This window comes from Geodermatophilus bullaregiensis (assembly GCF_016907675.1).
Lineage (GTDB): Bacteria > Actinomycetota > Actinomycetes > Mycobacteriales > Geodermatophilaceae > Geodermatophilus > Geodermatophilus bullaregiensis.
The window spans coordinates 899716-925599 of sequence record NZ_JAFBCJ010000001.1 but is presented as its reverse complement, the minus strand read 5'-3'; the positions used below and the strand labels follow the sequence as shown (position 1 = coordinate 925599).

Here is a 25884-nt window from a genome sequence, read left to right as displayed (position 1 = left end):
TGCACGGTCCTCGGTCCTCGTTGGTCTCCTGCTGGTGCCGCTGCCAGCCGCACCGATGGCGGACGGGGTACACGCCACGGCGGCCGCACCCGTCACTTCCTCCAGATGGACACCGGTGGCCTGCCCGCCGTAGAGGTCTTGAAGTCGATCGAACTGCTGGGCACCGAGGCCGCCCCACGCGTGCGCGCCGAACTGAGCCCGCAGAACCGAGCCTGCTGGTCATGGACTCGTCGTCGATCTGGGGTCACTCGAGGCCGGTGAAGGGTGCGGACCGGCCGTCGCCGTGAGGCTGCAGCGGCTCGGCTACGACGGGCGATCGCCCTCCAGGGCCGACCCGACGGAGGCTCTCGACGGATCCACAGGCGCCGTCGTTCTTCGGCCGGTGGCACCGGGCTCGAGTACCTGACCTGTAGCCGCGCTGGCCCGTGCGGCATCGAGCACCTCGAGGCTGGTGACGGCGTCCCAGGGGTCGACCGGGGGCGGTCCGTCCCCTCGGACGGCGCGGGCGAAACCGGTGTAGAAGGCGCTCCAGTCGCCTCGCTGCGAGGGCACGGGGACGGCGACGCCGCCGCGGTGGACAGCGCCCCACCGGCTCTCGGGGACCGTGCCCCACGCGGCTCCCTCCGTCTCGGGTGTCCGGCTGGCGGTCAACCGCGCGGTCTGCCCGTCGTCGTCGGGGACGATCAGGGTGGCGTGAGCGCCGTCGACCCGGAAGCGCGAGCCGACCTCGCCCTGCCGCGCCCAGTTGCCCGTCACGTGCGAGGTCACCCCGCCGTCGTGCCGCAGAGCCACGAAGAACCTCTCGTCGAACCCGTCTCCACCCGGCGCCATGCGGACCTCGGCGTAGACCGATCGGACCGGGCCGAAGAGGTGCATGGCCTGGTCCATCGCGTGGCTGCCCAGGTCCAGCAGCGCGCCGCCGCCGGTGACCGGGAGGCCCTCCGGCTGCGGCGGCTGCTCCATCCGGGACTCGAAGAGCAGCACCTCACCGAGCGCGCCGGCGGTGACGACCTGCTGGACGGTCCGGAAGTCCGCGTCCCACCGCCGGTTCTGGTAGACCGTCAGCAGGACACCGGCGTGCTCGGCGGCGAGCACGGTCTCCCGCGCCATCGTTGCGTCGGGGGCGAAGGGTTTGTCGCACACGACTGGCAGCCCGAGCTCCACCGCCTCGCGCACGAGCGGCAGGTGGGAGTCCAGCGGTGTGGTGACCACGACCGCGTCCACGCCGGTCTCGGCCAGCTCGGCAAGGGTGGCTGCGACCGGGACGTCGGGGAAGTCGGCAGCCAGGGCGGCGCGCCGTTCCGGCGACCGGACCACGATGCCGCCGAGCATGCAGCCCTGAGCGTGCCGGATGAGCGGAGCGTGGAAGAGGCGGCCACCCTTGCCGTAGCCGACCAGGCCGATCCGCACGGGTGGCGCGCTCATGCGACCTCCTCCGCCGTGCTCGCGCCGCTGCGGCCCATCACCACCACGTCAGCGGTGTCCTCCACGGCGCACTCCGTCCTGAGCGTCGTCCTGCTGAGCGCCTCCGCACTGTGCGCCGCACCTCAGCAGGTGTCAACTCTTTGTTAGGACAAACCGACCTCGACTTCGGTCTCGTGTGCCGACGCGCCGTCCTCCGTGGTCCCGTCGGGCTGCGTGACCGGGCGGGCGTTTCGCCTACCCGATGAACCCGAACGGCTTCCGGCTCCGCGACGACCCGCGGGAGCCGGCCCTGCGCCACGCCCTCTACGTCGACGTCCTCGGCGAACGGCCACAGCTGCCGGACTGACGGATCGAGGTCCGGGACCCCGGTCAGTGCAGCAGCGTCTTCAGCGCGACCAGCGCGCAACCGAAGGCCCCGCTGAGGACCGCGTACAGCGCCAGTTCGGCTCCGCGCATCCGACCGCGCCGACCGGCGACCACCGACCACAGGACCAGCACGGCGGTCGTCGCCCACAGCCCGGCCAGCACGCGGTGTTCGCCCGGAAGCCGAGCAGGTGCACGGCGCCCACGGCGATCAGGGGGCCGTATGAGGCGGCGACCAGCGACCACTCCTCGCGCAGCAACTCACGGACGTCGGCCCGGTGGGGACGGCGGCCGGTGCGGATGCGCTGGCCGACGAAGTCGGCGTAGACATGGGCCAGCCAGTACACCAGCTGGGTCACCAGGACCAGGACGAGCATCCGGGGGACGTCGACGGAGTCGCGGGCTCCCTCGGTGGCGATCAGCGACCCGGCCAGCACGGTGCCGTACACGGCGCTGGCGGGGTTGCGGCTGGGGCCCGACCCCACTCCGGCCGGTGGGCCCTCGTGCAGTGGGGACGTCGACCCGGATCCGGGGGCAGTCATCCTGGCGCTGCTCCGCTGGTCGTCTCGGTCGTCCGCCCGGGGGCTCGACCCGGACGAGACGGCCGCAGGCCGCCGCGTCGCGTGCCACCGTCCGGTCGTCCGTTCGAGGTCCCCGGGCGGGGCTCCCAGGTGGTGGACGCTGGGTGGCGGTCACACGAGGGCGCTGTGCCCGGGCAACGCACGGCCGACGAGTGGGATGGTCGATCTCCCGGGTGCCCTCGTGGGAGTGCAGGGCCTTGGCGTCGTTGAGTACCGGATGACGTCGCGGTCGAGCAGGATGCCGTTGCCGCCGAACAGGTCCCGCGCAGGCGACGGTCTCCCGGCCGCGACTGGTGACGAAGTTCTTGGCCAGGGCGGCGTGGTCGTCGTGGAGGCGGCTTCCCCCTGAGACCGGGCCACGCGCACGGCCATGCCGAGGCTGGCCGTGACGTTGCCGGCCATGCGGGCGATGAGGTCCTGGATCAACTGGAACCCGGCGATCGGCCGGCCGGTCTGCACCCGCTCCTCGGCGTAGGCCGGCGCGGCCTCCAAGGCGCCCATCTGGCAGCCGCCCGCGTTCCACGCGGCGCCGCTGCGGGTCCGGCTCGGCCACCATCCGGCCTTCTGCGGCCTCGACCGCGGTGCGGGTCTCCTCGACGGTCGGCCTCGGTCGCCATCGCCGTGCTGGCCTCCGGGATGTCCTCGCGGATGTCGAAGCCGATGATGTCGCCCTCTCCGTGGCGTCGACGGCGAACTGCCGGCCCCGCCCGCGGGCGACCCCGCTGATGACGGCGACCCGGGTTGCGACGCGGTCCGGGTGGAACGGCGGTCCGGCCATGTCCTCGGTCCGGTTCCTCGTTCGTCGGTGGACGGGTCGTCCGGGCGGGACGACCCGGCGGTCATCGGTGCGGGGGTTGGCCGCTGCCGGCCCGGAGCCCTCCGTCGACCGGGAGGACCACTCCGGTGACGAACCGGGCGTCCTGGCCGGCCAGGAAGGAGATGACGTCGGCGACCTCGGCGGGTTCGGCGGCTCGTCCCATGGGGATGCGCCGGAGGAACTCCGCGACGTCCTCGGCCGGGATGTCCGCGGTTGCGTCGGTCGAGGTCAGTGACGGGGCGACGGCGTTGACCCGCACCCCCCGCGCGGCGAGTTCGACCGCCAGTGACCGGGTCAGGTTGACCAGCGCACCCTTGGCCGCGTTGTAACCGGTCATGCCCGGGTCGCCGCCGAGGCCCGCGACCGACGCGACGTTGACGACGCTCCCGCCGCGCTCCAGGAGGAACGGCAGCGCGGCCTGGGTGACCAGCACGACCGACTCCACGTCGACGGCCATCACCTCACGCCAGGCGGTCAAGGTCACCCGGTCGAACGCCGAGGTGAGCGAGATCCCGGCGTTGTTCACCACGACGTCGATGCGCCCGAACGCGCGGTCGGTGGCGGCGACCATGGCGGTGACCGCACCGGCGTCGGTGACGTCGCAGACGGTGACCAGCGGGTCAGGGGTACCGATGAGGTCGGCGGTCTCCTCCAGCGCCGGCCGGCGGCGACCGACCAGGGTGACCCGGTACCCGTCCGCGGCCAGCCGCAGCGCGGTCGCCCGGCCGATCCCCGAACCGGCGCCGGTGACGACCGCGACGGGAGCCCCGTCGCGGTCCGCCCGCCCTGGCGTGGCCACCGGCGTCCTACACCTTGTCCGCGGCCGCCCGGAGGTTCTCGGCGGCGAGGGTGAGGCCGTCGAGGCGGTCGTAGGCGGCGTCCTCGTGCTCGATGTTCACCGCCATGTCCGGGTCGACCTCGGCGAGGGCGCGCAGGAACTCGGTCCAGTACCCGACGTCGTGGCCGACCCCCACGGCCACGAACCGCCACGCCGGGTCCTCCGGCCACGCGGCGCACCAGGAGCCGTAGCCGGTGGGGACCTTGTCCGGCGCGTCGGCCGGCACCCGGGTGAACGAGGTGTCGAGCACGCCCCGGATGTCGACCCCCGGGGTGATCGCGGCGTCCTTCGCCGCCGCGTGGAACACCAGCGGGCCGAGGTCGCGGATGCAGGCGACGACGTCCATGCCCTGCCACATCAGGTGCGAGGGGTCCATCTCGGCGCCGACGTTGGTCGCGTCGACGAGGTCGACCAGCCGGCGCATGGTCACCGGGGAGAACACCAGGTTGTGCGGGTGCATCTCGATGGCCACCCGGACGTCGTGGGCGCGGGCCAGGGCGTCGATCTCGGTCCAGAACTCCGCCGCGATGCCCCACTGGTAGTCCAGGACGTCCAGGTAGACGCCGTCCCAGGGGTTGACGACCCAGGACGGGTACCTGGCGTCGGGGTCCGAGCCGGGCGTGCCCGACATCGTCACGACGTTGCGCACCCCGAGCAGACCGGCGAGCTCGATGGTGCGCCGGAGGTCGTCGGCGTGCTTGGGGCCGACGCCGGGCAGCGGGTTGAGCGGGTTGCCGTTGCAGTTGAGCCCGGTCAGCTCCATCCCGCGGGAGGAGAACGTCTCCAGGTAGTCCCGCCGGGCCTGCTCGGAGGAGAGCAGCAGGTCGACGTGGCAGTGCGGGGAGGGGATGAAGCCGCCGGTGTTGACCTCGACGGAGGTCAGGCCGTTGGCCTGCAGCACGTCGAGGGCCTCGGTCAGCGGGCGGTCGTGCAGGCAGGCGGTGTAGGCACCCAGCTTCAGAACCATGGCGGTGGTGGCCTCTCCGGTGTGTGCTGCGCATCGGCGACAGGGACGATGGCCGCGCAGCCGTTGAGGAAGTTGGTGAAGGCCTCGACGTCCTCGAGGCCGCCTCCCACCTGCGGCGGGTAGACGTCGACGCCGCTGCGGCCCATGACCACCACGTCGCGTGCGTTCTGCACGGTGTGCCCCGTCCCTGTGCGTCGTCCTGCGCTGCCAGGGACTGTGCTCCGCGGCACAGATGCGCGTCAAGACTTTGTCAGGACATAAAGACAGCAGGGCATTGCCATGTGCGGATGCCCCGGTGAGCGACCGCTCACAGGGGCCCGCTCCGACCGTCCTCGGGAGCCTGTCTCGGCCGCCCCGACCTCCCGTCGGCCTGGGGGATCGCTTTCCCTCAACCGCGGAAACCAGCGTGTGCGGCATGGTCTGAGGTCGATCGAGCCGGCGCTCGTCTTGGCCGGCCCGCCGCTGCGTGAGGACGGCCACGGTGACTGTTCCAGACAATGGTCGCCTCGCGATGGCGTGTTGGTTCGCGGGACTCACGCCGTGACCGGCCCCGTCGAGCCGCGAAGGGTCAACGTGGGCGAGAGGACCAGTTCCCGCTCCCCGATCGATTGGGCCCCCAGTCGTGCGGCACTGCGTTCGATGGCCAGGCGGGTCATCTGGGCGGCGTCCTGACGGACAGTCGTGAGGTTGAGATGGGGAAGACGGGAGAGCGAGCTGTCGTCCCATCCGATGATGGAGACGTCGTGGGGGATGCGAACCCCAGCTCGGGAGAGCGTCTCGAGCAGGCCGGCGGCGACGTCGTCGTTGTAGGCGATCACGGCGCGCGGTAGCGACGGTTCGTCCAGCAGGAGGCGTGCGGCAGCAGAGCCGTCCTCCTGGTTGATGCCCCCGCCGACGACCCGCACGTGATCCAGGAGGCCGCGCCGGCGCATGGCGGCGCGGTATGCACGGCGACGAGAGTTCGAGACCGGCCCGACACCGCCGTCGACGTGCAGGATGCGACGGTGCCCGAGGTCGGCCAGGTGGTCGACCGCCAGCCGCATCCCCTCGGCATCGGACGTCCGGATCACGTCGACGGCCGAGTTGTCCACGTTCCAGCCGATCACGACGACGGGGAGACGACCGGCGAGGACAGGGGCGCCGACGCCGATCCCGACCAGGATGACCGCCTCGCATCGGAAGTCAAGGAGGGTCTCGACGGCTCGCCGTTCATCCCGGCTGGGGGTCAGGGCGCTCAGGATCAGCTCGTACCCGGCGCTTTCCGCGGCCGCGTACAGCCCGTCGAGCAACTCCAGGTGGAACCGGCCGGACATGCCGAAGACCACGCCCAGCAACCGGGAGTGGCCGCTCGCCAGGAGGCGCGCCCGGGCGTCGGGCCGGTAGTCGAGGTCGGCTGCGGCCTGCAGCACCCGCTGACGCGTCTCGGCGCTGGCGCCGGCCACCCCGCGCACCACGATCGAGACGAGGGCGCGGGACACGCCGGCGTGGGTGGCCACGTCCTCCAGGGTCGGCCGTCGTGCCGCTCGTTGACCTTGCACCCGGTCCACGCGACCTCCTCGCTGTCAGTATGTCAGGACAAAACCTTGACGCATGCCGTGGGGCACATCACACTCGTAACGGCGGATTCTAGAGCGCTCTAGTTCTGGTGCTTACCGCAGCGAGCACGAGCAAGCCAGGAGCAGGGGCATGGCAAGCCGCCATCCACCACGGCCGGGACCGCCCCGACAGAGGCCCGGCGCGACGAGAGGACAACGATGTTCGGTTCCTCGCCGAAGAGCAACGGCAGGCCGGCGACTGCATGAGGATCTGCGTCTCCCGAGCCTGCACACCTCATCTGGTCCTCGACCTCTGACGAAGACGGCCCCGCAGGTGGCTCCATGAGGCCTTGAGGGACACCCGCCATCGGACAGTCACCAGCGAGGCGGTGAGCACACCCGGACGACCAGTCCGGCGCTCAGCGCCTGACCAGACATGAGCACCTAGTGGAAGCCGCCGCAGACCACCTGGGCTCGCGGTGTCCGTCGTCGGTAACACGCGGGCGGACTGGTCCTTCGGGCTGGGCGGGGCCCAGTTCCTGGAGGGCGATCTCTGACCGCGCTCCTCGTCCCCGTCCCGCTCGCGTCCGTAAGGAGGCACGACGTGTCCGCTCGACACGAGGTCGTCGACAGCGACCCTGCCGTCCCGGACGGGACCCGTGCCGGGACCGGGCCGGAGTGCGCGCCGGTGGTGCCTCCGGGTGACGAGGTGACTGCCGGCCCCGCGCCGTCAGGACGGGCGGCGCCCCAGCAGCAACCGGTGGGCCGCCGGCAGGGCAGCGTGCGGGGGCTAGACCACAACGGCGACCTCCGACGGTTCCGGGCCGAGCTCGTCGAGCATGCGGTCGACGGTTGTGAGCAGTGCGGAGTTGAGCTCCCACAGCCCCGATCGGCTGCGGGGGTCACCGACGAGCAGGTCGGCCACCAGCGCCCGGCCGCTGGCCAGCGCCGCGCGGGACGCGGCCAGCCGGTCCTCCCCGGCGCGCCGGGCGTCCCCCGGCCCCGCCGTGAGGATCCGGCCGAACTCGCAGACCACGCTGCCCATGCGGTGCAGGAGGCTGGCGGTGGTGTGCTGGACGGTGGCGGCGTAGCCGGCGTCGTCCCGGACCCCGGTGCGCTCCCGGGTAGCGTCGTCCACCGCGCGGAACAGCGTGCGCAGGGAGACCGACGTGTACTCGAGGGCGTCCAACCCGGCACGCACGTCGGTGGTCGCCCAGCAGGACCGGAGTGCGCGCACGTTGAGCCGGCGGCTCTCCTCCGCGTGGGCGAGTGCCCGGTCCAGCCGGGGGACGTGCCGGTTGAGACGCCGGGCGTCCTGCAGCCAGCGCGTGGACTGCTCCGGGGTCACGGGCCCGGTGACGAGGGCCGCGGCCGCGTCATCGAGGAGCGCGGCGATCTCGTCGGCGAACCGCTCGACCGACCGGACCGCGTGCCGGGTCTGCACGGCCGGCGGGAACAGCACGTTGACGAGCATGCCCACCGCCGCGCCGATGAGCGTCTCCAGGACCCGGTCGCCACCGACGGACTCCGCGCCCACGGCGCCCACCCCGAGTACCAGCATCGCGCTGATCGGCACCTCTACCAGGTGCGGTCCCAGCCGGAGGAGCTGGCCGACGAGGATGGCGGCCGCGACGAGCGCACCGAGGCTCCACCAGGTGAGCCCCACCACGGCGACGAACACCGCCGCGAGCGCCACGCCGGCGACCACGCTCAGCACCCGCTGGACCCCGTTGACCAGGGTGCTGCTGAGCGTGGCCTGCACGACGAGCAGCGCGGTGAGCGCCGCGATGAGCGGTGGTGGCTCGTGCAACCCGGCGAGTTGGGCGACGAGGTAGGCGGCCACCGTCGCTGCGGTCATCCGCAGGGCACGGAAGAGCGCGGACCGGCCGCGCCTGCGCACCTGGCGCACGAGCCCGGTGGCGCGTCCGCGGACGGACGCCGGCCAGCTCCGACGCGCGGAATCCACGCCGTCATGCTCCGCGACGCCGACCGGAGGCGGCAGCCGGCTCGCCGCGCGGCGCGACCCGATCGCGCCTCATCCGTCCCCCTGTCCCGTCCCGCACCGGCCGGCAGCCGAGTCGTCCCGCCGCGGGCGCCCTTCCGTTGCGCTTGCTGTGGCCGGCCGCGCGGCCGGGACCCCCCTGCCGCGTCGAGCCGACCACCCGACGCGTCCCCGCGGACCAGCCGTCCGCCCGCCCGGTGTCCCCGCCCCGACGGGGGCCCGGATCGTCCCTCCGTTCCCCTGGCACCCACATCCGGGGCCATGACGGCCTCCTCCTCGAAAGAGCAGCCCATGTCGATCCACTCGTCCCGCGGGACGTCCACCGGAGTGCAGCGATCGCCCGCGCACAACAGGTTCCTGGTCAAGCTGACGGTGATCTCCACCCTCGGAGGTCTGCTGTTCGGCTACGACACCGGGGTCATCTCCGGCGCGTTGCTGTACATGCGCGACGACCTCGCCCTGACCCCCTTCACCGAGGCGGTCGTGGTCAGCTCCCTGCTGTTCCCCGGTGCCGCGTTCGGAGCGTTGCTCGGCGGGAAGCTGGCCGACGCGTTCGGCCGCAAGGGCAGCCTGCTCGTCTGTGCCGGGCTCTTCCTGACCGGAGCGCTGATCACGGCCGTGGCGCCGAACGTCGCGATCATGACCACCGGCCGGATCCTCCTCGGCTTCGGCGTGGGCGCCGCGGCGGTGACCTGCCCGCTGTACCTCGCGGAGATGGCGCCGGCCGATCGTCGCGGCCGCATGGTCACCATCAACGAGCTCATGATCGTGACCGGGCAGTTCCTGGCCTTCGCCATGAACGCGCTGCTGGACGCCGTGATCGAGGACGCCAACGTCTGGCGCTGGATGCTCGGTGTGGCCACGGTGCCGGCGGTCGCGTTGTTCGTGGGGATGTTCTTCCTGCCGGACTCGCCGCGCTGGTACGCCGTGCGGGGGCGGCTCCCCGAGACCCGGCGCGTCCTGGGCCTGAGCCGGGACCCGGCCGAGGCGGCCGAGGAGTACAACGTCATCGCCGAGCACGCCAAGCGTGACGTCAACGAGGACAAGGGCGCAGCCCTGCGGGACCTGCGCGCCTTCCCGTGGATGCGCCGGATCCTGTGGATCGGCTGCGGCCTGGCGACGGTGCAGCAGGCCACCGGCATCAACACGGTGAACTACTACGCACCGACCATCCTCGAGTCCACCGGGCTGGGCGCGAGCGCGTCGCTGATCCTGACCATCACGGTCGGCGTCGTGGGCATCATCGGCACGATCCTGGGGATCGTGCTCATCGGCCGCATCAACCGCCGGCCGCTGTTGCTCACCGGGTTCACCGGGGTTGCCGCCGGCCACGGGGTCCTGGCGCTGTCCTTCCTGCTGCCGGGGTCGGGGTTCCGGAGCTACCTGATCCTCGCCGCGATGCTGTTCGTCGTCTTCTTCGTGCAGACGTTCATCGGCACGCTGGTGTGGCTGCTGCTCTCGGAGATCTTCCCCATGACCATCCGCGGCTTCGCGATGGGCATCGCCGTCTTCGTCCTGTGGACGGTGAACGCGGCCATCTCGTTCGCCTTCCCGCCGCTGGTGGCGACCCTGGGTGCGAGCCTGACCTTCGGGTTGTTCGCGCTGGTGAACGTCGGCTCGCTCACCTTCGTCATGAAGTTCGCGCCGGAGACCCGGGGCCGCTCGCTCGAGGAGCTCGAGGACGACTTCCGGACCCACCACCCGGCCGAGGTCCGCGAGGCCCCGGTCGGCGTCCACGGCGGCTGACCGCTCCGCCACTGACGGTGCCCACCACCCCCTTCGCCGGGGTGGCGGGCACCGCCGTCGTCGGGGTCAGAGGAGCCGCGGAAGTGGGCGGACGACGAGCCGCTCCTCGACCGAGCGGCCGTCGAGGACCAGGCGCGCCCGCCAGACGCCCGACGTCCGCAGCGGAGTGATCGGGTCCCCCCGCACCAGCCGAGTGAAGGTGTCCCGGGCCTCCTCGGGCGTCGGGTAGGCCTCCCACCGCGGGGCCCGCTGCAGCGGCCCCAGTGCCTCGATGCGGTGCGGCTCCCGGGCGTCGTCGGGTGGCGGACCGGAACCCTCCTGGATGACGGCGGACAGCCGCGGCCGGCCCAGCACGTACTTGCCGTTGCGCCGGACGCCGAGCCAGTCGTAGTTGCCCGTGGCCAGCTTCGCCCACAGGATCTCCGGCTTCCGGCACTGCTCGAGCACCGCGTACAGCTGCTGGCCGAGCGCGGCCTGGGCGTGTGAGCGGTCAGGCATCACGCCGATCGTAGGGGCCTCGGCGGTCCTCGGCCCCGCCGGTCGACCGGATCACGGGCACGTCGAGACCGGCGGCAGGCCTGACCCGAGGCCGGGGGCGCCCGGTCCGCCCCTGGCGTGGACGTCGATGCCGGTGACCGCGAGGGGGCCAGGGGAGCACCCATCGATCTGGCGTGGCCTGTCGGGCGAGAGGGTCGGGTCCTAGGAGCACGGAGCGGTGGTGTCCGCAGCCACCCGGGCCGTCGATGCCAACGGCAGGCGTCCAACGGAATGCCCACTCCGGATCCACCGACTCGCCCAGGCCGAGAGGTACAGCAGCGTGAGCACCTTCGGCGCGGGTACGACGCCGACGACGGAGGCCGAGCTCGACGACGTGTGATCGTCGGTCGGACGGCGAATGTGCCAAGTGCACCTTGGGTGGCGCTCGTGTTGCGCCAGACCGCCTTCCGGCGCCAGCCAGGATCGGAGGCGCCCACCACGACACCCACCTGAGCGCCCTCCCGCGCTGCTGTCGTCGGCCACGGGGGTACTCGGGGCACGGCTGAGACAGACGCTGAGCCCGACGGCGGTGGGATCGGGATGGCGGGCGGCCCCGCCGATCCCGGGCACGTCGGCGGTCACGTCGGGTACAGCTCGTTCCGCGCGCTGTCGCGCTCAGCTCCCCGAGGTCGCCACCCGGGGCCTCGCTGTCCGGGTTCGGTAGTCCTGCACACGGGTAGAACGCAGCGGCTGTGCGGGGCGCTTGTGGCTCGAGCCCAGGGTCGACGGTTCCGATCCGCCGGTCGTCCGACGCCGGCCTGGAGAACCATGGCGAGTAGGCACATCACCTGGAAGACCTGTCCGGGCTGCGGACTCACCGCGGCCGTGGGATGGCTCGACGGGGTGCCGGTCGAGTTCGACTGCACGACTCGATGCGTTCCGACCGAGCGGGACCTGAGCCTGCTCCGCCGAACTGTCGGCGGCCCGCCCTCGCTGGGGCAACGGGCGGACGCCACCTGACGACCACGCTGACTGGTGCCGATCCTGCGCACCACTCGGGGAGCGTCCGCCGGCGCGCTTCGACTGGAGGTGTTGGAGCTGGTCATGGACGTCGCCATCCGCTTCGTCGAGGCGCTGGACGCTGACGACGGCGCGGATCCCGACCTGCTGCCCGTGCGGCTGGCCCGCGCCGCCGCGGCCGTGCTCCGTGTCGAGGGGGCCGGGCTGAGCCTGCACGGCGAGCCCGGCCTGCGGACCCCGCTGGCGGCCAGCGGGGAGGTCGCGGCCACCGCCGAGCGACTGCAGTTCACCGCCGGCAGCGGGACGTGCCTGCTGGCCGCCGGGTCCGGGTTCCCCGTGTTCGGCACCGAGGAGATCCTGGCGCGCCGATGGCCGGCCTTCCACGACCTGCTGGTCACGCAGACGCCGCTGCGGAGCGGGCTCGCGCTGTCCCTGTCCGGGCGGATGAGGGGCATGGGCGCGATGGACCTCTACCTGGCCGACCCCGACGGGGCGATCGCGGTCGACGTGTTCGCGGCCCGATGCGTCGCCGAGCTCGTCTCCGACCAGCTGGCAGCGGCCGCTGACTGGTCGGTGTGGACCCCGACCGAGCTGCCGACATGGACGGACACCCCGGACGCGCGGCGCCGCGGCCGGCTGTGGATGGCCGTGGGCATGCTGACCGTCGCCCTCCGGCGTCGGCGCCGGACGCGCTCCCGGTGCTGCGCGGCTACGCCTACGCGGCTGGCCGGACGGCCGACTACGTCCCCATCGACCTGGTCGAGCGACGCCTGCGCTCCGAGCAGTTGCAGGAGGACGCCGACAGCGACCGCTGAACCACCGTCCGTCTAGGCGAGGCGGCGAGATGCGGGCGGTCGCGGCTGCGGACCTGCAATCGGACGCGGCTGGTGCTGGGCTGGTCACGCCCGACCTCGACGAAGCGCACCCCGCTTTCGCCGCCCGCACCGACCAGAACCTGCTCCGCACCGGTCACCGGCCCGACCTCCGGGGTGGAGGATGAGCGGGACACAGCCACGACCGCGGGTAGGACCACCACGGACCCTCCGCCGCGGCCGGTGAGCGCCTACGGTGCACTGGTGCCCGACCGGGACTTGGGCGACCTGATCCGGCGCCGGCTGTTGGAGTTGAGGGTGACCGCGGCGCAGATCGCCCGGCGCTCCGGTGGACTCGTGCCGGCCGAGACGGTCCGTGGTCTGGCCCGCGGGCAGCGGATCCGCGTCGGCGATCGGTTGGCCCGCGCGCTGGCCCGAGCCCTGCAGGTCACCGAGTATCGGGTGCGGCGGGCTGCCGGCCTGCCGATGACCGAGGCGATCGGTGAGCCGACCCGCCCGCATCTGCGGATCGTCCGTGGCGGCGCGCAGACGGGGCGGTGACCCCGCCAGAGCCCGGCCCGGCGGCGCTGCTGACTCACCGGACCGGCGCGACCGGCCGGAGCCGGCGTCGATGTCGAGGGCGACCCGAGTCTGTCTGCGGACGAGCGGACGAGCGACGAGCTCCGGGGCCGCCGTCCGGTGCCGATCCTCGGCCCCACACGGTGTCCCTGGCGTACGAGGAGCCGGTCACCCCGATGCACGTGGCCACCGGCCGGCGGCGGCCGGTGGCCGCTGCAAGGCCTGACGGAGACCATCGCCGGGCCGCCCCTCGTATCCGAGGGGCGGAGGGCGCCTTCTGCTGTGTGCCGTGGAGCGGGCCGGCAACGCCCAGTGCCGTGGCGACGACCGATCCGCAGGGGTGCGGCCGTGGGTCGGCTCGGCCATGCCTGGGCGCCGTTGCGTGGCCTGGATCAGCGCCGGTGTCGATCCGCGCCTGGAGCGCGCTGACCTCCGGAGGAGACCAGCGGGGCCAGACAACTCGGCGCCAAGGCCGATGTGACAGGGGAGGGTCTCCAGCCACCTCACAGTCGTCTGTCAGAGCTCGGGGAGGCATGGGGCCGACGGTCGGGAGCAGCAACGGCCCACCGAATCCTGGAGCACTCATGCCGCAGCACCCACCGTCCAGCCCGACCTACGAGGGCCGCCGCCTGCCCCGGCCCGACGAGGGGGTCGTCGACCAGGGCCTCGGCTTCGATCTGGGGGAACACCCTGGTCAGTCGGCGCCGGCTGCTGGGCCTGTTGGGCCTCGGCGCTGCCAGCATCGGGCTGGCCGCCTGCAGCGGCGGGACGAGCGGCTCCGGCGCTGCCTCGGGGTCCTCGTCGGCGGGTGTCGCCGCGTCGGGCGAGATCCCCGATGAGACCGCGGGTCCCTATCCCGGTGACGGCTCCAACGGACCCGACGTGCTGGAGCAGAGCGGCATCGTCCGCAGCGACATCCGGTCCAGCTTCGGCGACGCCTCCGCCACTGCCGAGGGTGTGCCGATGACGCTTACTCTGACGATCAGCGACCTCGCCAACGGGGGAGTGCCGTTCGCGGGCGTCGCGGTCTACGTGTGGCACTGTGACCGCGACGGCGGCTACTCGCTGTACTCCGAGGGGATCACCGAGCAGAACTACCTGCGCGGCGTGCAGGTCGCCGACGGAGACGGCGCGGTGACGTTCACCAGCATCGTCCCGGCCTGCTACACCGGGCGCTGGCCGCACATCCACTTCGAGGTCTATCCCGACCAGGCCAGCATCACCGACTCGACCACCGCGATCGCCACCTCGCAGGTCGCCCTCCCGCAGGACGTCTGCGACACCGTCTACGCCACTCCCGGCTACGAGTCCTCGGTGCGCAACCTCGCCCAGCTCAGCCTCGACAGCGACAGCGACAGCGACAACGTCTTCGGCGACGACGCCGGCGCCGGCCAGCTGGCCACCGTCACCAGTGACGTGAGCAGCGGCTACACCGTCGCCCTCGCCGTCGGTGTCGACACCTCGACCACTTCCACCGGCGGGCAACTCTCGGGCGACGGTGCTCCCTCCGGCGCGCCCGGCGGGACCCGCCGGGCGGCGGCCCGGGCGGCACTCCGCCCAGCCAGCCGTCCTGACCCGCCCCACCCAGGAGGCAACCGTTGAACCTCGGACCTGCCGAGATCGGCCTCGTCGTGCTCGCCGTTATGCTGCTGTTCGGCTACAAGAAGCTCCCCGACGCCTCCCGCTCCCTGGGCCGCTCCTTGCGGATCCTCAAGGGGGAGATGAACGACCTCCGCGACGACCCCTGGCCTGCCCGAGCGACCGACATGGCGCAGGAGCCGGTCGGACAGGGCGAAGAGCCCGGCGCTCGACCCGACGCGGCCGCACGCGCAGGAGCAGACTCGGACGTCGTGAACCACGGGCACGGGAAGCGACCGGTCAGTCCCCGACGCGCCGGTCGTCGATGACGTGGATCGGCTCGTTTCGACCGGTGATCACCGCGTCGGAGCGTGGCCCTCTCAGGCGGGGGAGACGTCGGCCGCGGTCAGCGCGGCCGTGCGGACGGCGGCGAGGACGCACACGTCGTCGTCGCGCTCGGCTGCCGTGTGGCTGCCGTCGATGACGTCGCGGACGAGCTCCGCCGCTCCGCCGGAGGGATCGGAGGTGGTGGCGACGACGGTGATGAGGCGGTCGACGCCCTCGTCGAGGTCCGCGTCGCGGCGCTCCACCAGCCCGTCGGTGTAGAGCAGCAGCGTCCCGCCGACCTCCAGGGTCGTCCTTCCCACCGGGTAGGTCGAGTCGGCGGTGGCTCCGAGCGCGCGGCCCTGGGCGTCGTCGAGGAGGGTCACCGGGCCCTGCAGGGCGCGCAGCAGCCCGTACGGGTGGCCGGCGGCGGAGTACTCGATCGCGCCGGTGGACAGGTCGAGCAGCAGCACGGCCGCCGTCGCCATCGCCGGGGCGAGGGAGCCGATGAGGAGCTGGTTGAGGCAGCCCAGCACCGCTCCCGGGCCGCGGCCGTCGGCCACGTGGGCGCGCATGGCGCCGCTGAGACGGGCCATCAGCCCGACGGCGGTGGGGCCGTGGCCGACGACGTCGCCGATGGCCAGCACCAGGCGGCCGTCGGGGGCGTGGAAGACGTCGAACCAGTCGCCGCCGAGGCCGATCTCGCGGGAGGCGCCGAGGTAGCGGGCGGCCAGGTCGAGCCCGGGGACCGTGGGCAGTGAGGGGAGCAGGCTGCTCTGCAGGTCCTGCAGCACCTGGCGCTGACGGCCCAGCGTGGCCTGGAGCTCCTGCTCCAGGTGGCGGACCTCGGTGACGTCGCGGGCGACCGCTGCCACGCCGATGGTGGGGCCCCCGGCGGTGCGGACCGGGAAGAAGGACTCGATCCAGGTGTGGGAGGTGCCTGGGTCGGCCGGTGTGGCACCGACGATCTCCACGTCTCGTAGCGGCTCGCCGGTGTCTAGAACGCGCCGGAGCAGGGGTTCGGCGTCGGCCTGCAGGTCGGGCACGACGTCGAACACCGGCCTGCCCTCGTGCTCGGCGACCGGCAGGCCGTTCATGGCGGCCAGTTCCTGGTTGATCCGGACGAAGCGCATCTCGAGGTCGATCAGCGCGAAACCGATCGGGGCGTCGCGCAGCAGGGTGGAGACGATGGCGGCCTCGGACTGTGCGAGGTGCCGCAGCCGCTCCTGCCGGCTGAGGTCGATGACGACGGCGACCCACTCGTAGGGGTCCCAGCGCACGGCGGCCACGGCTGCGAGCACGGGGACCCGGCTGCCGTCCGGGCGCAGGAAGTCCTTCTGGAACAGGATCGAGCCGCTGCGCCGGACGGCGTCGACCGCCCCGGCGTCGCGCTCGGTCTGGTCGGGCGGTGTGATGGCCGGCCAGCGGATGCCGCCGTCGAGGTCGGCGCGGCCGCGGCCCAGGATGCGGAGCAGTTCGTCGTTGGCCTGCTCGATGACCTCCCCGGTACCGGCGGCCATGCCGACGGCATCCCCGTCGAAGAGCGCCTGCAGGCCGCGGGCCTGGCGGACGAGGTCGGCCGAGGCGCCTGCGTCCCTCACGGCGGGGAGTCTGCCAGAGCTCGGCTCGCCGCCAGATCCGCCCCGGACGCGGGATGGCGCACGGCAGGCGCGACGAGGGCGGTGACGGAGCGGGATGCGTCGCCCCGTGACCTGCTCGTCGTCGGTCGCCTCCCGTACCGGCGAGGAGGGTCACGATCCGGCGGAGCGCGTCGACGTCCGGCATGCCTCACGCGTCCTCGACGGTGGGCGGCCCGGTCAGCCGGGTGGTGCGGACAGGTTGCGCCGTGTGGTCTGCAGTGGGGGAGGAGGCACTGCCGTCAGCGTCTCCGGTGGCGCCTCGTTCCGGGTGTAGTCGATGCGGACCCAGGTGACCTTGCGGGACGTCTCGACCGTCCAGCCGTGCGCGCTGCAGATGCGCGCGACCAGGTAGAGGCCGAGTCCGCCGTCGGCGGCGTCCCGGTCGGCGGCGGGAGTCGGCGGCGCCTCGACCGCGGCGTCGCCGACGGTCAGCAGCCAGCAGTGGTCGGAGGCGGTCAGCTCGACCTGCACCGGGGCCCGTCCGTGCCGGAGGGCGTTGGAGGCGAGTTCCTGCACGCACAGCAGCAGGCGCTCCTCGGCTCCCTCCGACACCGGAGCGGTGGCCCAGCGGCGGTCCCCGCCGTGCAGCGCGGCGGCCGCCTGCCGTCGGATGACGGTCACGTCCATCGGTGTGGCCGGCTCCCAGTGCCCCACGGGTACCGCGTCCGGACCCGGTGCCGGCACCGGACGGCGACGCCAGAGCGCCTCACTCATCCGCCCCCGCCCCCGCCCCTCGACCGCACCCGCCCCGAGCTCGGAGCCGCGCCCCTTCAGGCATGGCCGGACCGACGAGGACGCGGGTGCCGGCGGCCGGCGGCCGGCGGCCGGCAGCTGGCCGCCGGACTGACCAGAGACGGTACTCGACGGGTCACGATGAGTTCCTCTCCTCGTATCCTCCGCTCCGGGCGCCCGCTGTGGGCGGCGACTCGCGCCGTGCCCGGGTTCACGGTGCTGCTCGGCATCGCCTACCCGCTGGTGATCACCGGCATCGCTCAGGTCATGCGGACGGCTCCCTGATCGAGGTCGTCGGCACCGTGGTCGGCTCGTCGCTGATCGGTCAGGCCTTCACCGACGCCGGCGACGACCCGCTGCCGCAGTACTTCCCGTTCCGCCTGTCGGCCTCGGACCACGACGGGAGGTGCGTCGGGCGGGTCCGACCTCGGCCCGAACTCCCAGGAGCTGGCCGTCCGGGTCGGGGAGCGCCGCGCCGCGGTCGCTGCACTCGAGGGCGTCGACCCCGCCGACGTCTCGCCGGACGCGGTGACCGCCTCGGCCTCGGGCCTGGACCCGGGCATCGCACCGGAGTACGCGGCCAGCCAGCTCGAGCGCATGGCACGGGAGCGCGGCGTCCCGGTCACCGACGTCAAAGGCACTGCTGACCGCGGCCACCGCGGGCCGCGACCTGGGCGTCATCGGCGCGCCCTACGTCGACGTCCTGGCGCTGAACCTGTCCCTGGATCGCGAGTTCCGCTGATCCGCACCCGTCGGTGCGCACGAAGCGGTCGAGGCGTCCATCGCGACGTGCGGGCACCACGCCCGGCACGGGGCCGGTGCCCATCGGGCCTCGCTCGGTCGACGCCGATCTCGGTCGAGGAAGTCGGAGGAGGCAGGCGTACGCCGGTGCCCAGCGGGCACGCTGCGCACACCGGAGCCGCTGGCATCCCGCAGACCGACGACGACGGAGGCTCGATGACCACACCAGGAGCGGCCGACCCCGGCTCACGGGCGCCGGGGCTGCCCACCGAGCCCACCGTCCGGGTGGGCCGCCCGCCGGTACCCGGTCGCCCGAGACCCCCGTCGACCGAGACCGCCCCGGCGGATCCCGAACCGACACCCCTCGATGAACCCACGGTGACACTGCCCGACGGGGCGCCGCAGCCCGCGCATCGGACGATCCGGTTCGGCACACCGGTCCCGGTCAAGGTCACCGTCGCTCCTCGGGTCCGGCGCCGATACCGGACCCGGCCGTGGATCACCGCGGTCGTTGTCCTCCTCCTCGTGCTCGGAGCGGTCCTGCTGGTGATGCTGTGGCGAGGCGCGACCATCGACGGGGACGTCGACCTCATCGGGCACACCGGGCTGCTCCAGTGGCGCGCCGGCACGGTCACGGGCTGGTAGGCCTGACGCGGATGCTGCCGGCCGCGCCGGACGACGACGTCGCCATGCTCGCCCTCCGCCTGCATCCGCAAGATCCGCCCCGACCCGCGGAGGCCGGACCCAACCGCGCGCCACCCGGCGTGCCCAGCACACCGGCGGACCGACATCCACCTCCGCGCGAGGCATGACCCGAGGCCGCGCAGCGCCGCTCGCTGACCCCCATTTAGACCACCATTGCGCCTCGTTCACCGACGTTCGAGGCTGTTCGCAGTCATTCCGTATCCGGCCTGACCGGCGTGTTCGCCCTCCGGTGAGCCCCCCGAACCCCCTCCGATCGGCGGGCCAAGCGGTCGGTGAGCTCAGAGCCCCGGGCCTGGCGGATGTTGGGCCTGTCCGCAGCCCGATGGTCATGCTGCGCCGAGGGATGGGCGCCGGCGGGAGATGGTTCTCCTGGCCGTGCTGCGTAGGGCAGCGATGTCGCGGATGAACGTGCCGCGGGCGCTGAGGCGGCGGACGATCTCTTGTTGTTCGACTGGGGTGAGGTCGTCGTAGGTGTGTTGTCGCCGGCGAGGGCGCGGTCCACGGCGATCTCGTCGATATCGTCGATCTCGTCGATATCGTTTCACGGGGGGTGAGCGGCATGAGCACCATGCCGATCAGGTCCGCCCGGCCGAGGAGGTCGGCTGCCTCGGGCAGCGCGAACGTCCGGCGCAGTCCCCATGGAGCAACCTCCTGGATGGCTCGGCGCTGCTCGCGCGTCATGGTGAGCACTGGGTCGGCGTCTTCGGCAGTTCGGCCGTGCAGGCACGCGACCGGAAGCCGACCGGGTCGCCGTCCCGCGTGGCCAGCGCCGTCGCCGCGTCCGGGTCCATCGGTCGCCCGGTGACCGCGTCCAGGCCCGCGGTGGTGCGAGGGACGTCGGCGAGCTCGGGGCTGTGCCGCAGTGCTTCCGCAGCCCAAGCCACGGCGAGCCGTTCGGCCAGCGGGGACCGGCACAGGATGCCCCTGCAGACGAGTAAGGGAGTGGCGTACCGCTACCGGTCGAACACCGCAACTGGGATCACAGCGCGTGCGCTGACCTGGTGACGGACGCCCTAGAATCCGGCCTCCCGCTGTGGAGACCATGCGCTGGGCAGAGAGACCATCGGGGAACACGAGGTCCTGCCGGCCGAGAGGGTCCTGACGGCCCCGGGGGCGGCCTGGCACGAGGGAGTGGCGTTATGGATGCAAACGTGGCCGAGAGGCATCGGGTTGTCGTCGTGGGGGGCGGGTTCGGTGGGCTGAACGTCACCCGGGCTCTTGACCGTGCCGATGTCGACGTGACGCTGGTGGACCGGTCCAACCACCACCTGTTCCAACCGTTGCTGTACCAGGTGGCGACGGGCATCCTGCCCCCGGGATTGATCGCTCCGGCGCTGCGCAGCGTGACCAAGAGGGAGCGGAACGCCCGCGTGCTGCTCGCGGACGTGCAGGACCTCGACCTAGACGGGCGGGTGGTCCGTGCCCGGGCACCGGACGGGCGGCTGCTCGAACTGCCCTACGACAGCCTCGTCGTCGCCGCCGGGGCAACCCACTCCTACTTCGGCAAGAACGAGTTCGCCGAGTACGCCCCGGGCATGAAGACCATCGAGGACGCCCGCTACCTGCGGGACGGGATCCTGGCCAAGTTCGAGATGGCCGAGATCGCCACCGATCCGGCTGAGCGAGCGGAGTGGCTGACATTCGTGGTGGTCGGGGCCGGACCGACCGGTGTCGAGCTCGCCGGGCAGATCGCGGAACTGGCGCACACGGTCCTCCCCCGGGACTACCGCTCCGTGGACACGCACCAGGCGCGGATCATCCTGCTGGAGGGCGCAGGGACCGTCCTGCCCCCGTTCCCGCCGAAGCTGCAGGCGTACACCCAGAAGCGTCTGGAGCAGATGGGTGTGGAGGTACGGGTGAACACCCTGGCCGTGGACATGGACCACCAGTCGATCACGGTCAAGGGACCGGACGGGCTGGAGACGATCCGAACGGGCACCCGCATCTGGGCCGCGGGGGTCCAGGCTTCTTCGCTGGCCCGGCTGCTGGCCGAGAAGGTGGGTGTGCGGGCCGACCGAGCAGGCCGAATTCCGGTGGGTCCCGACTGCACGGTGCCGGGCCATCCAGAGGTCTTCGCCATCGGCGACATGGTGTCACTCGACAAGCTGCCCGGGGTGGCCCAGCCGGCGATCCAGGAGGGCAAGTACGTCGGCCGGGTCATCAAGGACCGTCTCGCCGGCCGGCAGACACCGCCTTTCGAGTACTTCGACAAGGGCACCATGGCCACGATCGGCTACCGCTCGGCCGTCGCCGACGCCTTCGGGGTGAAGGTGACCGGCTTCCCGGCCTACGTCATGTGGATCTTCATCCACGTGCTGTACCTGGTGGGCTGGGGCAACCGCCTCGGCACTCTCTACACCTGGGCCCGCGCGCTGTGGCTGACCCACAACCGCGGGAACCTGATCATCTCGTTCCAGGCGGCGCGGGAGGACCTGACCGAGGGCCATACTCCAGCGGGGCGTGCGCCGACCATCCTGCCCCGGAACACGTCTGCTCCCATCCCCGACGCGGAGGAGACCATTCCCGGAGCCCCGCGGGAGGCGGGTAGCACCGGCTGACGCCGGGTCACGCCAGCCGGGGACTGCGCGGACGACGAGCACTCGCACCTGCCCGACGCCGACCAGCGACACCTGGTCGGCGTCGGGTTCGAGAAGCCGGTGCTCAGCCGGGCCAGCCGACAGGCCGGCGCGACCAACGAGCAAGGGGTGGACGGCACGATGCGTCACCTCTGCAGAGTCATGGACCTGTGGCCGCTGCAGGAGTCGCAGCGCCTCCGGGCCGCGCACTGGTTACCGGCCGATCCGCCCGACCTCCTCGCCGCGGCCGCCCAGGTGCCGGCGTTCACCGCCGTCGTCTCACGCCCGAGGCTGCACGTCACTGCTGCGCAGCGGGGTGGTCGGGTCGCCGTCCATCATCCGCTGAAAGGCATCCCGGGCCTCATCGAGGCTCTCCGGTAGGCCTTCTACCACGGGATGCGCTGTAGCGGGCTGAGGAAGTGGACGCGGTGGCCATCTTCCGCGTCGTCCGGCGAGATGGCCTGTCCCGCCGGCATGACGGTGAACAAGCGCGGCCGCCCAGGACGCACTTCTAGTTTCGCCAGCCTCCCAGCCAGCCGTAGTTCCTTGTCGCGAGCTCGACCCAGAGGACTGCGGGCTTCCAGCACGGCTCGAGGCTCGGGTGGGGCTGGTGGCCGAGGTGGACGTGCGCTTGCGACCGCTCAGGCGCCATGACAAATCGTAGGAGCGGTCGCCCGGGCCCGCGCCTGTCATAGCCATCCGCCGACACGGCCCGCCAGACCACACGCGGGAGGCCTACCAGCGCCCGCGCCGAGGTGCGGGCGGGGAGCGCGACCCGAAGGACCCCGTCGGAAGGTTGACTGTTTCTGAAACCGGTTGCATAGTGTCTCAAGACACATGAGGAGGAGTGATGTCCATCCGGGAAGTCGCTGCTCGCGCCGGTGTCTCCCCGGCCACGGTGTCCCGCGTCTTCACGCAGCCCCGAGCGGTCGCTGCCGAGACTCGACGCCGCGTCATGACAGCGGCCGAGGAGCTGCAGTACGCGCCGCATCCAGCAGCCAGTTCCCTCGCGCGGGGGCGGACCGGCAATCTCGGCATCGTCGTCCCCGACATCGCGAACTCCTTCTCGGCGATGATCACCAAGGCGGTCCATCGACAGGCGCGCCGCGAGGGCTATGCCCTCTTCGTCGCCGGGTCCGATGAGTTCGCCAAGGACGAGGTGTCCTCGGCGCGTGCTCTGGCCCAGCAGGTGGACGGGCTGCTGCTCCTCTCCCCACGGATGTCCGATGAGGAACTGACGGCCCTGGGTGAACTGGCTCCCGTCGTCGTGGTCAACCGCCGACTGGATCGGATTCCGGCTGTCCTCACCAACGCGGAGGAGGCCACCGGTCACGCCGTCGAGCACTTGCATGCCCTGGGCCACCGGACGGCGGTCTACCTCGCCGGGCCCGACGGCTATGCCGACCATGTCCGCTCGCGCGGGTTCCGGGACGCCTGCAGCCGGTTGGGGATCGCGACCTCCGAGCTCGGCCGCTTCGAGGCGCGATACACGGCCGGAGTGCGGGCTGCCGATCTCGTCCTCGCCTCCGGTGCCACTGCCGTCGTCGCCTACAACGACGAGATCGCCGCAGGTGCGCTCAACCGGCTCGCGGACCGGGGGGTCGACGTGCCGGGCGACATCAGTGTCATCGGCTTCGACGACACCGGGCTCGCGGAGATGGTGACGCCGAGGCTGACCACCGTGCGCATCCCGGCCGCTGCCGCGGGCACCGCCGCCATCGAGATGCTGCTGGACCTCGTGCGGGGCCGCGGCGACGAGGTGCACAGTCCGCGGGAGGTCTGCGGTGAGCTGGTCGTCCGGTCCAGCACGGGTCCGGCCGCGACCACCGCTGTCCCGGCTCGGCGGTCCGCCCCGTGACCGCCGGACTGCGGTACGAGGCGGCGACGGAGCGTCGGACGTGGATGCTTTCCACGCTGCGGTCGGTGGGCTTCCTGTCGGTCGTCGACCTCGCTCGCCAGCTCGGCGTCTCACAGATGACCATCCGCCGCGACCTCCACGCCCTGGAGAACGGCGGTCACGTCCGGTTGGTGCACGGTGGGGCCAGCCTCACGGCACGCGCCTTGCGGGGCGCCGGTTTCACCGAGGACGACGACGCCGAAGGTCGGGAGGGAGTTGCTGCCTTCGCCGTGGAGCTCGCAGGGGAGACCGACACGATCGCCATCGATGCCGGCGCAACGGGTCATGCGGTGGCCCGGGCGCTCCCGGACGACTTCGGCGGTTGCGTCGTCAGTCATTCCCTGCCCGTACTGCAGTACCTCTCCGAGGGCAGGACGGAGCGGGTGGTCGCGCTCGGTGGCGAGCTGCTCCCCGGTCGACATGCGTTCGTCGGCCCTACGACGGAGGCCGCCACCGCCCAGCTGCGGGTCCGGACGTTCTTCCTCTCCCCGTGCGGGATCGACGCCCGTGGCCTGTACGCGCACTCTTCCGCCGAGGCGAGCGTCGAGCGCCATCTCATGGACATCGCCGACGACGTCGTCGTGGTGGTCACCCGGGAGGTGTTCCGCGCCTCCGCGCCGACACGGATCGCGACGCTCGACCGGATGACGAAGCTCATCACGGACCAGCGGCCCCCGGCCGAACTGGCCTGCGCCCTGCGACGGGTGGGTGTGGTGCCACACGTCGTGGGGGGATGAGCCGTGGACGACGGTCCCGGCCGTCCGCGGGGAGGGACGTGCTCGCCCGAAGGTGCCGCCATCGGCTCCACCTCCCGACGTCGTCCCGGCCGGATCCTGCGGTGTTCGGAAGTGATCGCGAGATGTTCGCTCCCGAGCACCGACGAGCGTTGTGGCGCCCGAACTCTCGCGCTTAACGTGCTCGACGCCATGTGGGTGATGGGCTGCAGGAGCCAAGACGGCGGCCTGACCCGCGCCTGAGGAAATGGGCCGAGAATGGCCCCACTATCGGAAGAAGGCGCCATGGCGGCGAGCCACGCTCACGGAAGTGGCCATTCTCCGAGGACAGCGGGCGGAGCGCGGCGCTCGCCCGCGGTCAACCGCTTCCTGATCAAACTGACGGTGATCTCCACGCTCGGGGGTCTGCTGTTCGGCTACGACACCGGTGTCATCTCCGGTGCGCTGCTGTACATGCGCGACGACCTCGCCCTGACCCCGATCACCGAGGCCGTGGTGGTCAGTTCGCTGTTGTTCCCGGGGGCAGCGTTCGGTGCGCTGCTCGGGGGCAAGCTGGCCGACGTGCTCGGCCGCAAGGGGAGCCTCCTGGTCTGCGCGGGACTGTTCCTCTTCGGCGCACTGATCACGGCCGTTGCACCGAACGTGGCCATCATGACGGCGGGCCGCATCCTGCTCGGCTTCGGCGTGGGTGCCGCTGCGGTGACCTGCCCGCTGTACCTCGCGGAGATGGCACCGGCCGATCGACGCGGGCGCATGGTCACCATCAACGAGCTGATGATCGTGACCGGGCAGTTCCTCGCCTTCGCCATGAACGCACTGCTGGATGCCGTCATCGAGGACGCCAACGTCTGGCGCTGGATGCTGGGCGTCGCCACCATCCCCGCGGTGGCGCTGTTCGTCGGCATGTTCTTCCTGCCGGACTCGCCCCGCTGGTACGCCGTCCGCGGGCGGCTGAACGACACCAGGCAGGTCCTGGGCCTGAGCCGGGACCCGGCGGAGGCGGCCGAGGAGTACAACGTCATCGCCGAGCACGCGAAGCGGGACACCTCCGAGGACAAGGGTGCGGCCCTGCGCGACCTCCGGGCGTTCCCCTGGATGCGCCGCATCCTCTGGATCGGTTGTGGGCTGGCGACGGTGCAGCAGGCGACCGGCATCAACACGGTCAACTACTACGCACCGACCATCCTGGAGTCGACCGGCCTGGGGGCCAGCGCGTCGCTGATCCTGACCATCACCGTTGGTGTGGTCGCGATCATCGGGACCGTCCTGGGGATCTACCTGATCGGCCGCATCAACCGGAGGCCGCTGCTGCTCACCGGGTTCACCGGTGTCGCGGCCGGGCATGCCGTCCTCGCCCTGTCCTTCCTGCTCCCCGAGTCGGCGTTCCGGAGCTACCTCATCCTGGCCGCGATGCTGCTGGTCGTCTTCTTCGTCCAGACGTTCATCGGCACGCTGGTGTGGCTGTTGCTCTCGGAGATCTTCCCGATGACGATCCGGGGCTTCGCGATGGGGATCGCGGTGTTCGTGCTGTGGACGGTGAACGCGGCGATCTCCTTCGCGTTCCCGCCGCTGGTCGCCGCGCTGGGTGCGACCCCGACGTTCGGGCTCTTCGCGTTGATCAACGTCGGTTCGTGGTTCTTCGTCAAGAAGTACGCGCCCGAGACCCGTGGTCGCTCGCTCGAGGAACTCGAGGACGACTTCCGGACGCACGACCCGGAGCACTTCGTCCACGAGGCCCCGGCCGGCGTCCGCGGCGGCTGAGGTCGGGTCCCCTCATCCGTGCGGTAGCGAGAGG

At 72.2% G+C, this 25884-nt stretch carries 23 protein-coding genes and 2 pseudogenes; 14 read left to right on the top strand and 11 right to left on the bottom strand.

Annotated features, from left to right (window positions below):
- Nucleotides 1-303: 303 nt before the first annotated feature.
- From JOD57_RS04275 to JOD57_RS04240, 8 genes are all read right to left on the bottom strand, one after another.
- Nucleotides 304-1425, bottom strand: a complete 1122-nt coding sequence (locus JOD57_RS04275; protein ID WP_204690758.1) for a Gfo/Idh/MocA family protein — start codon at nt 1423-1425, stop codon at nt 304-306.
- Nucleotides 1426-1811: 386 nt separating this feature from the next.
- Nucleotides 1812-2330 (bottom strand): hypothetical protein, encoded by a 519-nt coding sequence (locus tag JOD57_RS04270; RefSeq protein WP_204690757.1) that lies wholly within the window; start codon nt 2328-2330, stop codon nt 1812-1814.
- Nucleotides 2331-2480: 150 nt separating this feature from the next.
- On the bottom strand, nt 2481-3212 hold the full coding sequence (locus tag JOD57_RS26090; RefSeq protein WP_275582056.1) for an acyl-CoA dehydrogenase family protein: 732 nt from the start codon (nt 3210-3212) through the stop codon (nt 2481-2483).
- Entirely contained in the window at nt 3209-3985 is a 777-nt protein-coding gene (gene budC / locus JOD57_RS04260) for a meso-2,3-butanediol dehydrogenase (protein WP_204690756.1), read from the bottom strand. Before budC ends, JOD57_RS26090 begins: the two co-directional genes overlap by 4 nt.
- Nucleotides 3986-3992: 7 nt before the next feature.
- Nucleotides 3993-4991 (bottom strand): sugar phosphate isomerase/epimerase family protein, encoded by a 999-nt coding sequence (locus tag JOD57_RS04255; RefSeq protein ID WP_204690755.1) that lies wholly within the window; start codon nt 4989-4991, stop codon nt 3993-3995.
- A complete protein-coding gene (locus JOD57_RS04250) occupies nt 4982-5164 on the bottom strand; it encodes a hypothetical protein (protein ID WP_204690754.1) in 183 nt (60 codons plus the stop codon). The genes JOD57_RS04255 and JOD57_RS04250 overlap by 10 nt, the downstream gene beginning before the upstream one ends.
- A 360-nt stretch (nt 5165-5524) precedes the next feature.
- A complete protein-coding gene (locus JOD57_RS04245; RefSeq protein ID WP_307824448.1) occupies nt 5525-6487 on the bottom strand; it encodes a LacI family DNA-binding transcriptional regulator in 963 nt (320 codons plus the stop codon).
- An 829-nt stretch (nt 6488-7316) separates the two neighbouring features.
- Complete coding sequence (locus JOD57_RS04240; protein ID WP_204690753.1) at nt 7317-8384, bottom strand: FUSC family protein; 1068 nt, start codon at nt 8382-8384, stop codon at nt 7317-7319.
- Between the two features lie 435 nt (nt 8385-8819).
- Between JOD57_RS04240 and JOD57_RS04235 the strand changes: the two genes are divergently transcribed.
- Entirely contained in the window at nt 8820-10274 is a 1455-nt protein-coding gene (locus JOD57_RS04235) for a sugar porter family MFS transporter (protein WP_239568140.1), read from the top strand.
- A gap of 66 nt (nt 10275-10340) precedes the next feature.
- On the opposite strand, the gene JOD57_RS04230 is transcribed toward JOD57_RS04235, so the two are convergent.
- Nucleotides 10341-10772 carry a hypothetical protein gene (locus tag JOD57_RS04230; RefSeq protein WP_204690751.1) on the bottom strand — a complete coding sequence of 144 codons (432 nt, stop codon included), beginning with the start codon at nt 10770-10772 and terminating at the stop codon, nt 10341-10343.
- 1083 nt (nt 10773-11855) lie between these two features.
- Between JOD57_RS04230 and JOD57_RS04225 the strand changes: the two genes are divergently transcribed.
- From JOD57_RS04225 to JOD57_RS04210, 4 genes are all read left to right on the top strand, one after another.
- Complete coding sequence (locus tag JOD57_RS04225) at nt 11856-12602, top strand: hypothetical protein (protein WP_239568138.1); 747 nt, start codon at nt 11856-11858, stop codon at nt 12600-12602.
- A gap of 245 nt (nt 12603-12847) precedes the next feature.
- A complete protein-coding gene (locus tag JOD57_RS04220) occupies nt 12848-13144 on the top strand; it encodes a hypothetical protein (RefSeq protein ID WP_204690750.1) in 297 nt (98 codons plus the stop codon).
- Between the two features lie 900 nt (nt 13145-14044).
- Nucleotides 14045-14764 carry a dioxygenase family protein gene (locus JOD57_RS04215; RefSeq protein WP_204690749.1) on the top strand — a complete coding sequence of 240 codons (720 nt, stop codon included), beginning with the start codon at nt 14045-14047 and terminating at the stop codon, nt 14762-14764.
- Nucleotides 14761-15069: a twin-arginine translocase TatA/TatE family subunit gene (locus JOD57_RS04210; RefSeq protein WP_204690748.1), complete on the top strand. Its 309-nt coding sequence runs from the start codon at nt 14761-14763 to the stop codon at nt 15067-15069. The genes JOD57_RS04215 and JOD57_RS04210 overlap by 4 nt, the downstream gene beginning before the upstream one ends.
- A 51-nt stretch (nt 15070-15120) precedes the next feature.
- Here the strand turns inward: JOD57_RS04210 and JOD57_RS04205 are convergent, their stop codons facing one another.
- Together JOD57_RS04205 and JOD57_RS04200 are read right to left on the bottom strand one after the other, a co-directional pair.
- A complete protein-coding gene (locus JOD57_RS04205) occupies nt 15121-16665 on the bottom strand; it encodes a PP2C family protein-serine/threonine phosphatase (protein ID WP_204690747.1) in 1545 nt (514 codons plus the stop codon).
- A 216-nt stretch (nt 16666-16881) separates the two neighbouring features.
- Entirely contained in the window at nt 16882-17331 is a 450-nt protein-coding gene (locus JOD57_RS04200; RefSeq protein WP_239568136.1) for an ATP-binding protein, read from the bottom strand.
- Nucleotides 17332-17577: 246 nt separating this feature from the next.
- On the opposite strand from JOD57_RS04200, the gene JOD57_RS25100 reads away from it, so the two are divergent.
- The 9 genes and pseudogenes from JOD57_RS25100 to JOD57_RS04170 all read left to right on the top strand — a co-directional run bounded on the left by JOD57_RS25100 (nt 17578) and on the right by JOD57_RS04170 (nt 25850).
- Nucleotides 17578-17721 carry a hypothetical protein gene (locus JOD57_RS25100; RefSeq protein WP_239568134.1) on the top strand — a complete coding sequence of 48 codons (144 nt, stop codon included), beginning with the start codon at nt 17578-17580 and terminating at the stop codon, nt 17719-17721.
- Between the two features lie 17 nt (nt 17722-17738).
- Nucleotides 17739-17783: pseudogene (locus JOD57_RS27205) on the top strand (hypothetical protein); the annotation flags it as partial.
- Between the two features lie 100 nt (nt 17784-17883).
- Nucleotides 17884-18021, top strand: a pseudogene (locus JOD57_RS27200) (potassium-transporting ATPase subunit C); the annotation flags it as partial.
- A 55-nt stretch (nt 18022-18076) separates the two neighbouring features.
- Nucleotides 18077-18178 carry a hypothetical protein gene (locus JOD57_RS27455; RefSeq protein ID WP_504739276.1) on the top strand — a complete coding sequence of 34 codons (102 nt, stop codon included), beginning with the start codon at nt 18077-18079 and terminating at the stop codon, nt 18176-18178.
- Between the two features lie 1855 nt (nt 18179-20033).
- Nucleotides 20034-21440 carry an NAD(P)/FAD-dependent oxidoreductase gene (locus JOD57_RS04190; RefSeq protein WP_307824447.1) on the top strand — a complete coding sequence of 469 codons (1407 nt, stop codon included), beginning with the start codon at nt 20034-20036 and terminating at the stop codon, nt 21438-21440.
- Between the two features lie 147 nt (nt 21441-21587).
- Nucleotides 21588-21839 (top strand): hypothetical protein, encoded by a 252-nt coding sequence (locus JOD57_RS04185; RefSeq protein ID WP_204690744.1) that lies wholly within the window; start codon nt 21588-21590, stop codon nt 21837-21839.
- A gap of 469 nt (nt 21840-22308) precedes the next feature.
- A complete protein-coding gene (locus tag JOD57_RS04180) occupies nt 22309-23316 on the top strand; it encodes a LacI family DNA-binding transcriptional regulator (protein ID WP_204690743.1) in 1008 nt (335 codons plus the stop codon).
- On the top strand, nt 23313-24092 hold the full coding sequence (locus tag JOD57_RS04175; RefSeq protein WP_204690742.1) for a DeoR/GlpR family DNA-binding transcription regulator: 780 nt from the start codon (nt 23313-23315) through the stop codon (nt 24090-24092). The genes JOD57_RS04180 and JOD57_RS04175 overlap by 4 nt, the downstream gene beginning before the upstream one ends.
- Before the next feature lie 255 nt (nt 24093-24347).
- Nucleotides 24348-25850 (top strand): sugar porter family MFS transporter, encoded by a 1503-nt coding sequence (locus JOD57_RS04170; RefSeq protein ID WP_204690741.1) that lies wholly within the window; start codon nt 24348-24350, stop codon nt 25848-25850.
- Nucleotides 25851-25884: the final 34 nt, after the last annotated feature.

Bases quoted from the DNA above. Each gene is read 5' to 3' on its own strand.
- JOD57_RS04275 (WP_204690758.1), bottom strand. From the start codon at position 1,425: ATGAGCGCGCCACCCGTGCGGATCGGCCTGGTCGGCTACGGCAAGGGT.
- JOD57_RS04270 (WP_204690757.1), bottom strand. From the start codon at position 2,330: ATGACTGCCCCCGGATCCGGGTCGACGTCCCCACTGCACGAGGGCCCA.
- JOD57_RS26090 (WP_275582056.1), bottom strand. From the start codon at position 3,212: ATGACCGCCGGGTCGTCCCGCCCGGACGACCCGTCCACCGACGAACGA.
- JOD57_RS04255 (WP_204690755.1), bottom strand. From the start codon at position 4,991: ATGGTTCTGAAGCTGGGTGCCTACACCGCCTGCCTGCACGACCGCCCG.
- JOD57_RS04240 (WP_204690753.1), bottom strand. From the start codon at position 8,384: ATGACCGCAGCGACGGTGGCCGCCTACCTCGTCGCCCAACTCGCCGGG.
- JOD57_RS04235 (WP_239568140.1), top strand. From the start codon at position 8,820: ATGTCGATCCACTCGTCCCGCGGGACGTCCACCGGAGTGCAGCGATCG.
- JOD57_RS04230 (WP_204690751.1), bottom strand. From the start codon at position 10,772: ATGCCTGACCGCTCACACGCCCAGGCCGCGCTCGGCCAGCAGCTGTAC.
- JOD57_RS04225 (WP_239568138.1), top strand. From the start codon at position 11,856: ATGGACGTCGCCATCCGCTTCGTCGAGGCGCTGGACGCTGACGACGGC.
- JOD57_RS04200 (WP_239568136.1), bottom strand. From the start codon at position 17,331: ATGGACGTGACCGTCATCCGACGGCAGGCGGCCGCCGCGCTGCACGGC.
- JOD57_RS25100 (WP_239568134.1), top strand. From the start codon at position 17,578: ATGAGTTCCTCTCCTCGTATCCTCCGCTCCGGGCGCCCGCTGTGGGCG.
- JOD57_RS04180 (WP_204690743.1), top strand. From the start codon at position 22,309: ATGTCCATCCGGGAAGTCGCTGCTCGCGCCGGTGTCTCCCCGGCCACG.
- JOD57_RS04170 (WP_204690741.1), top strand. From the start codon at position 24,348: ATGGCCCCACTATCGGAAGAAGGCGCCATGGCGGCGAGCCACGCTCAC.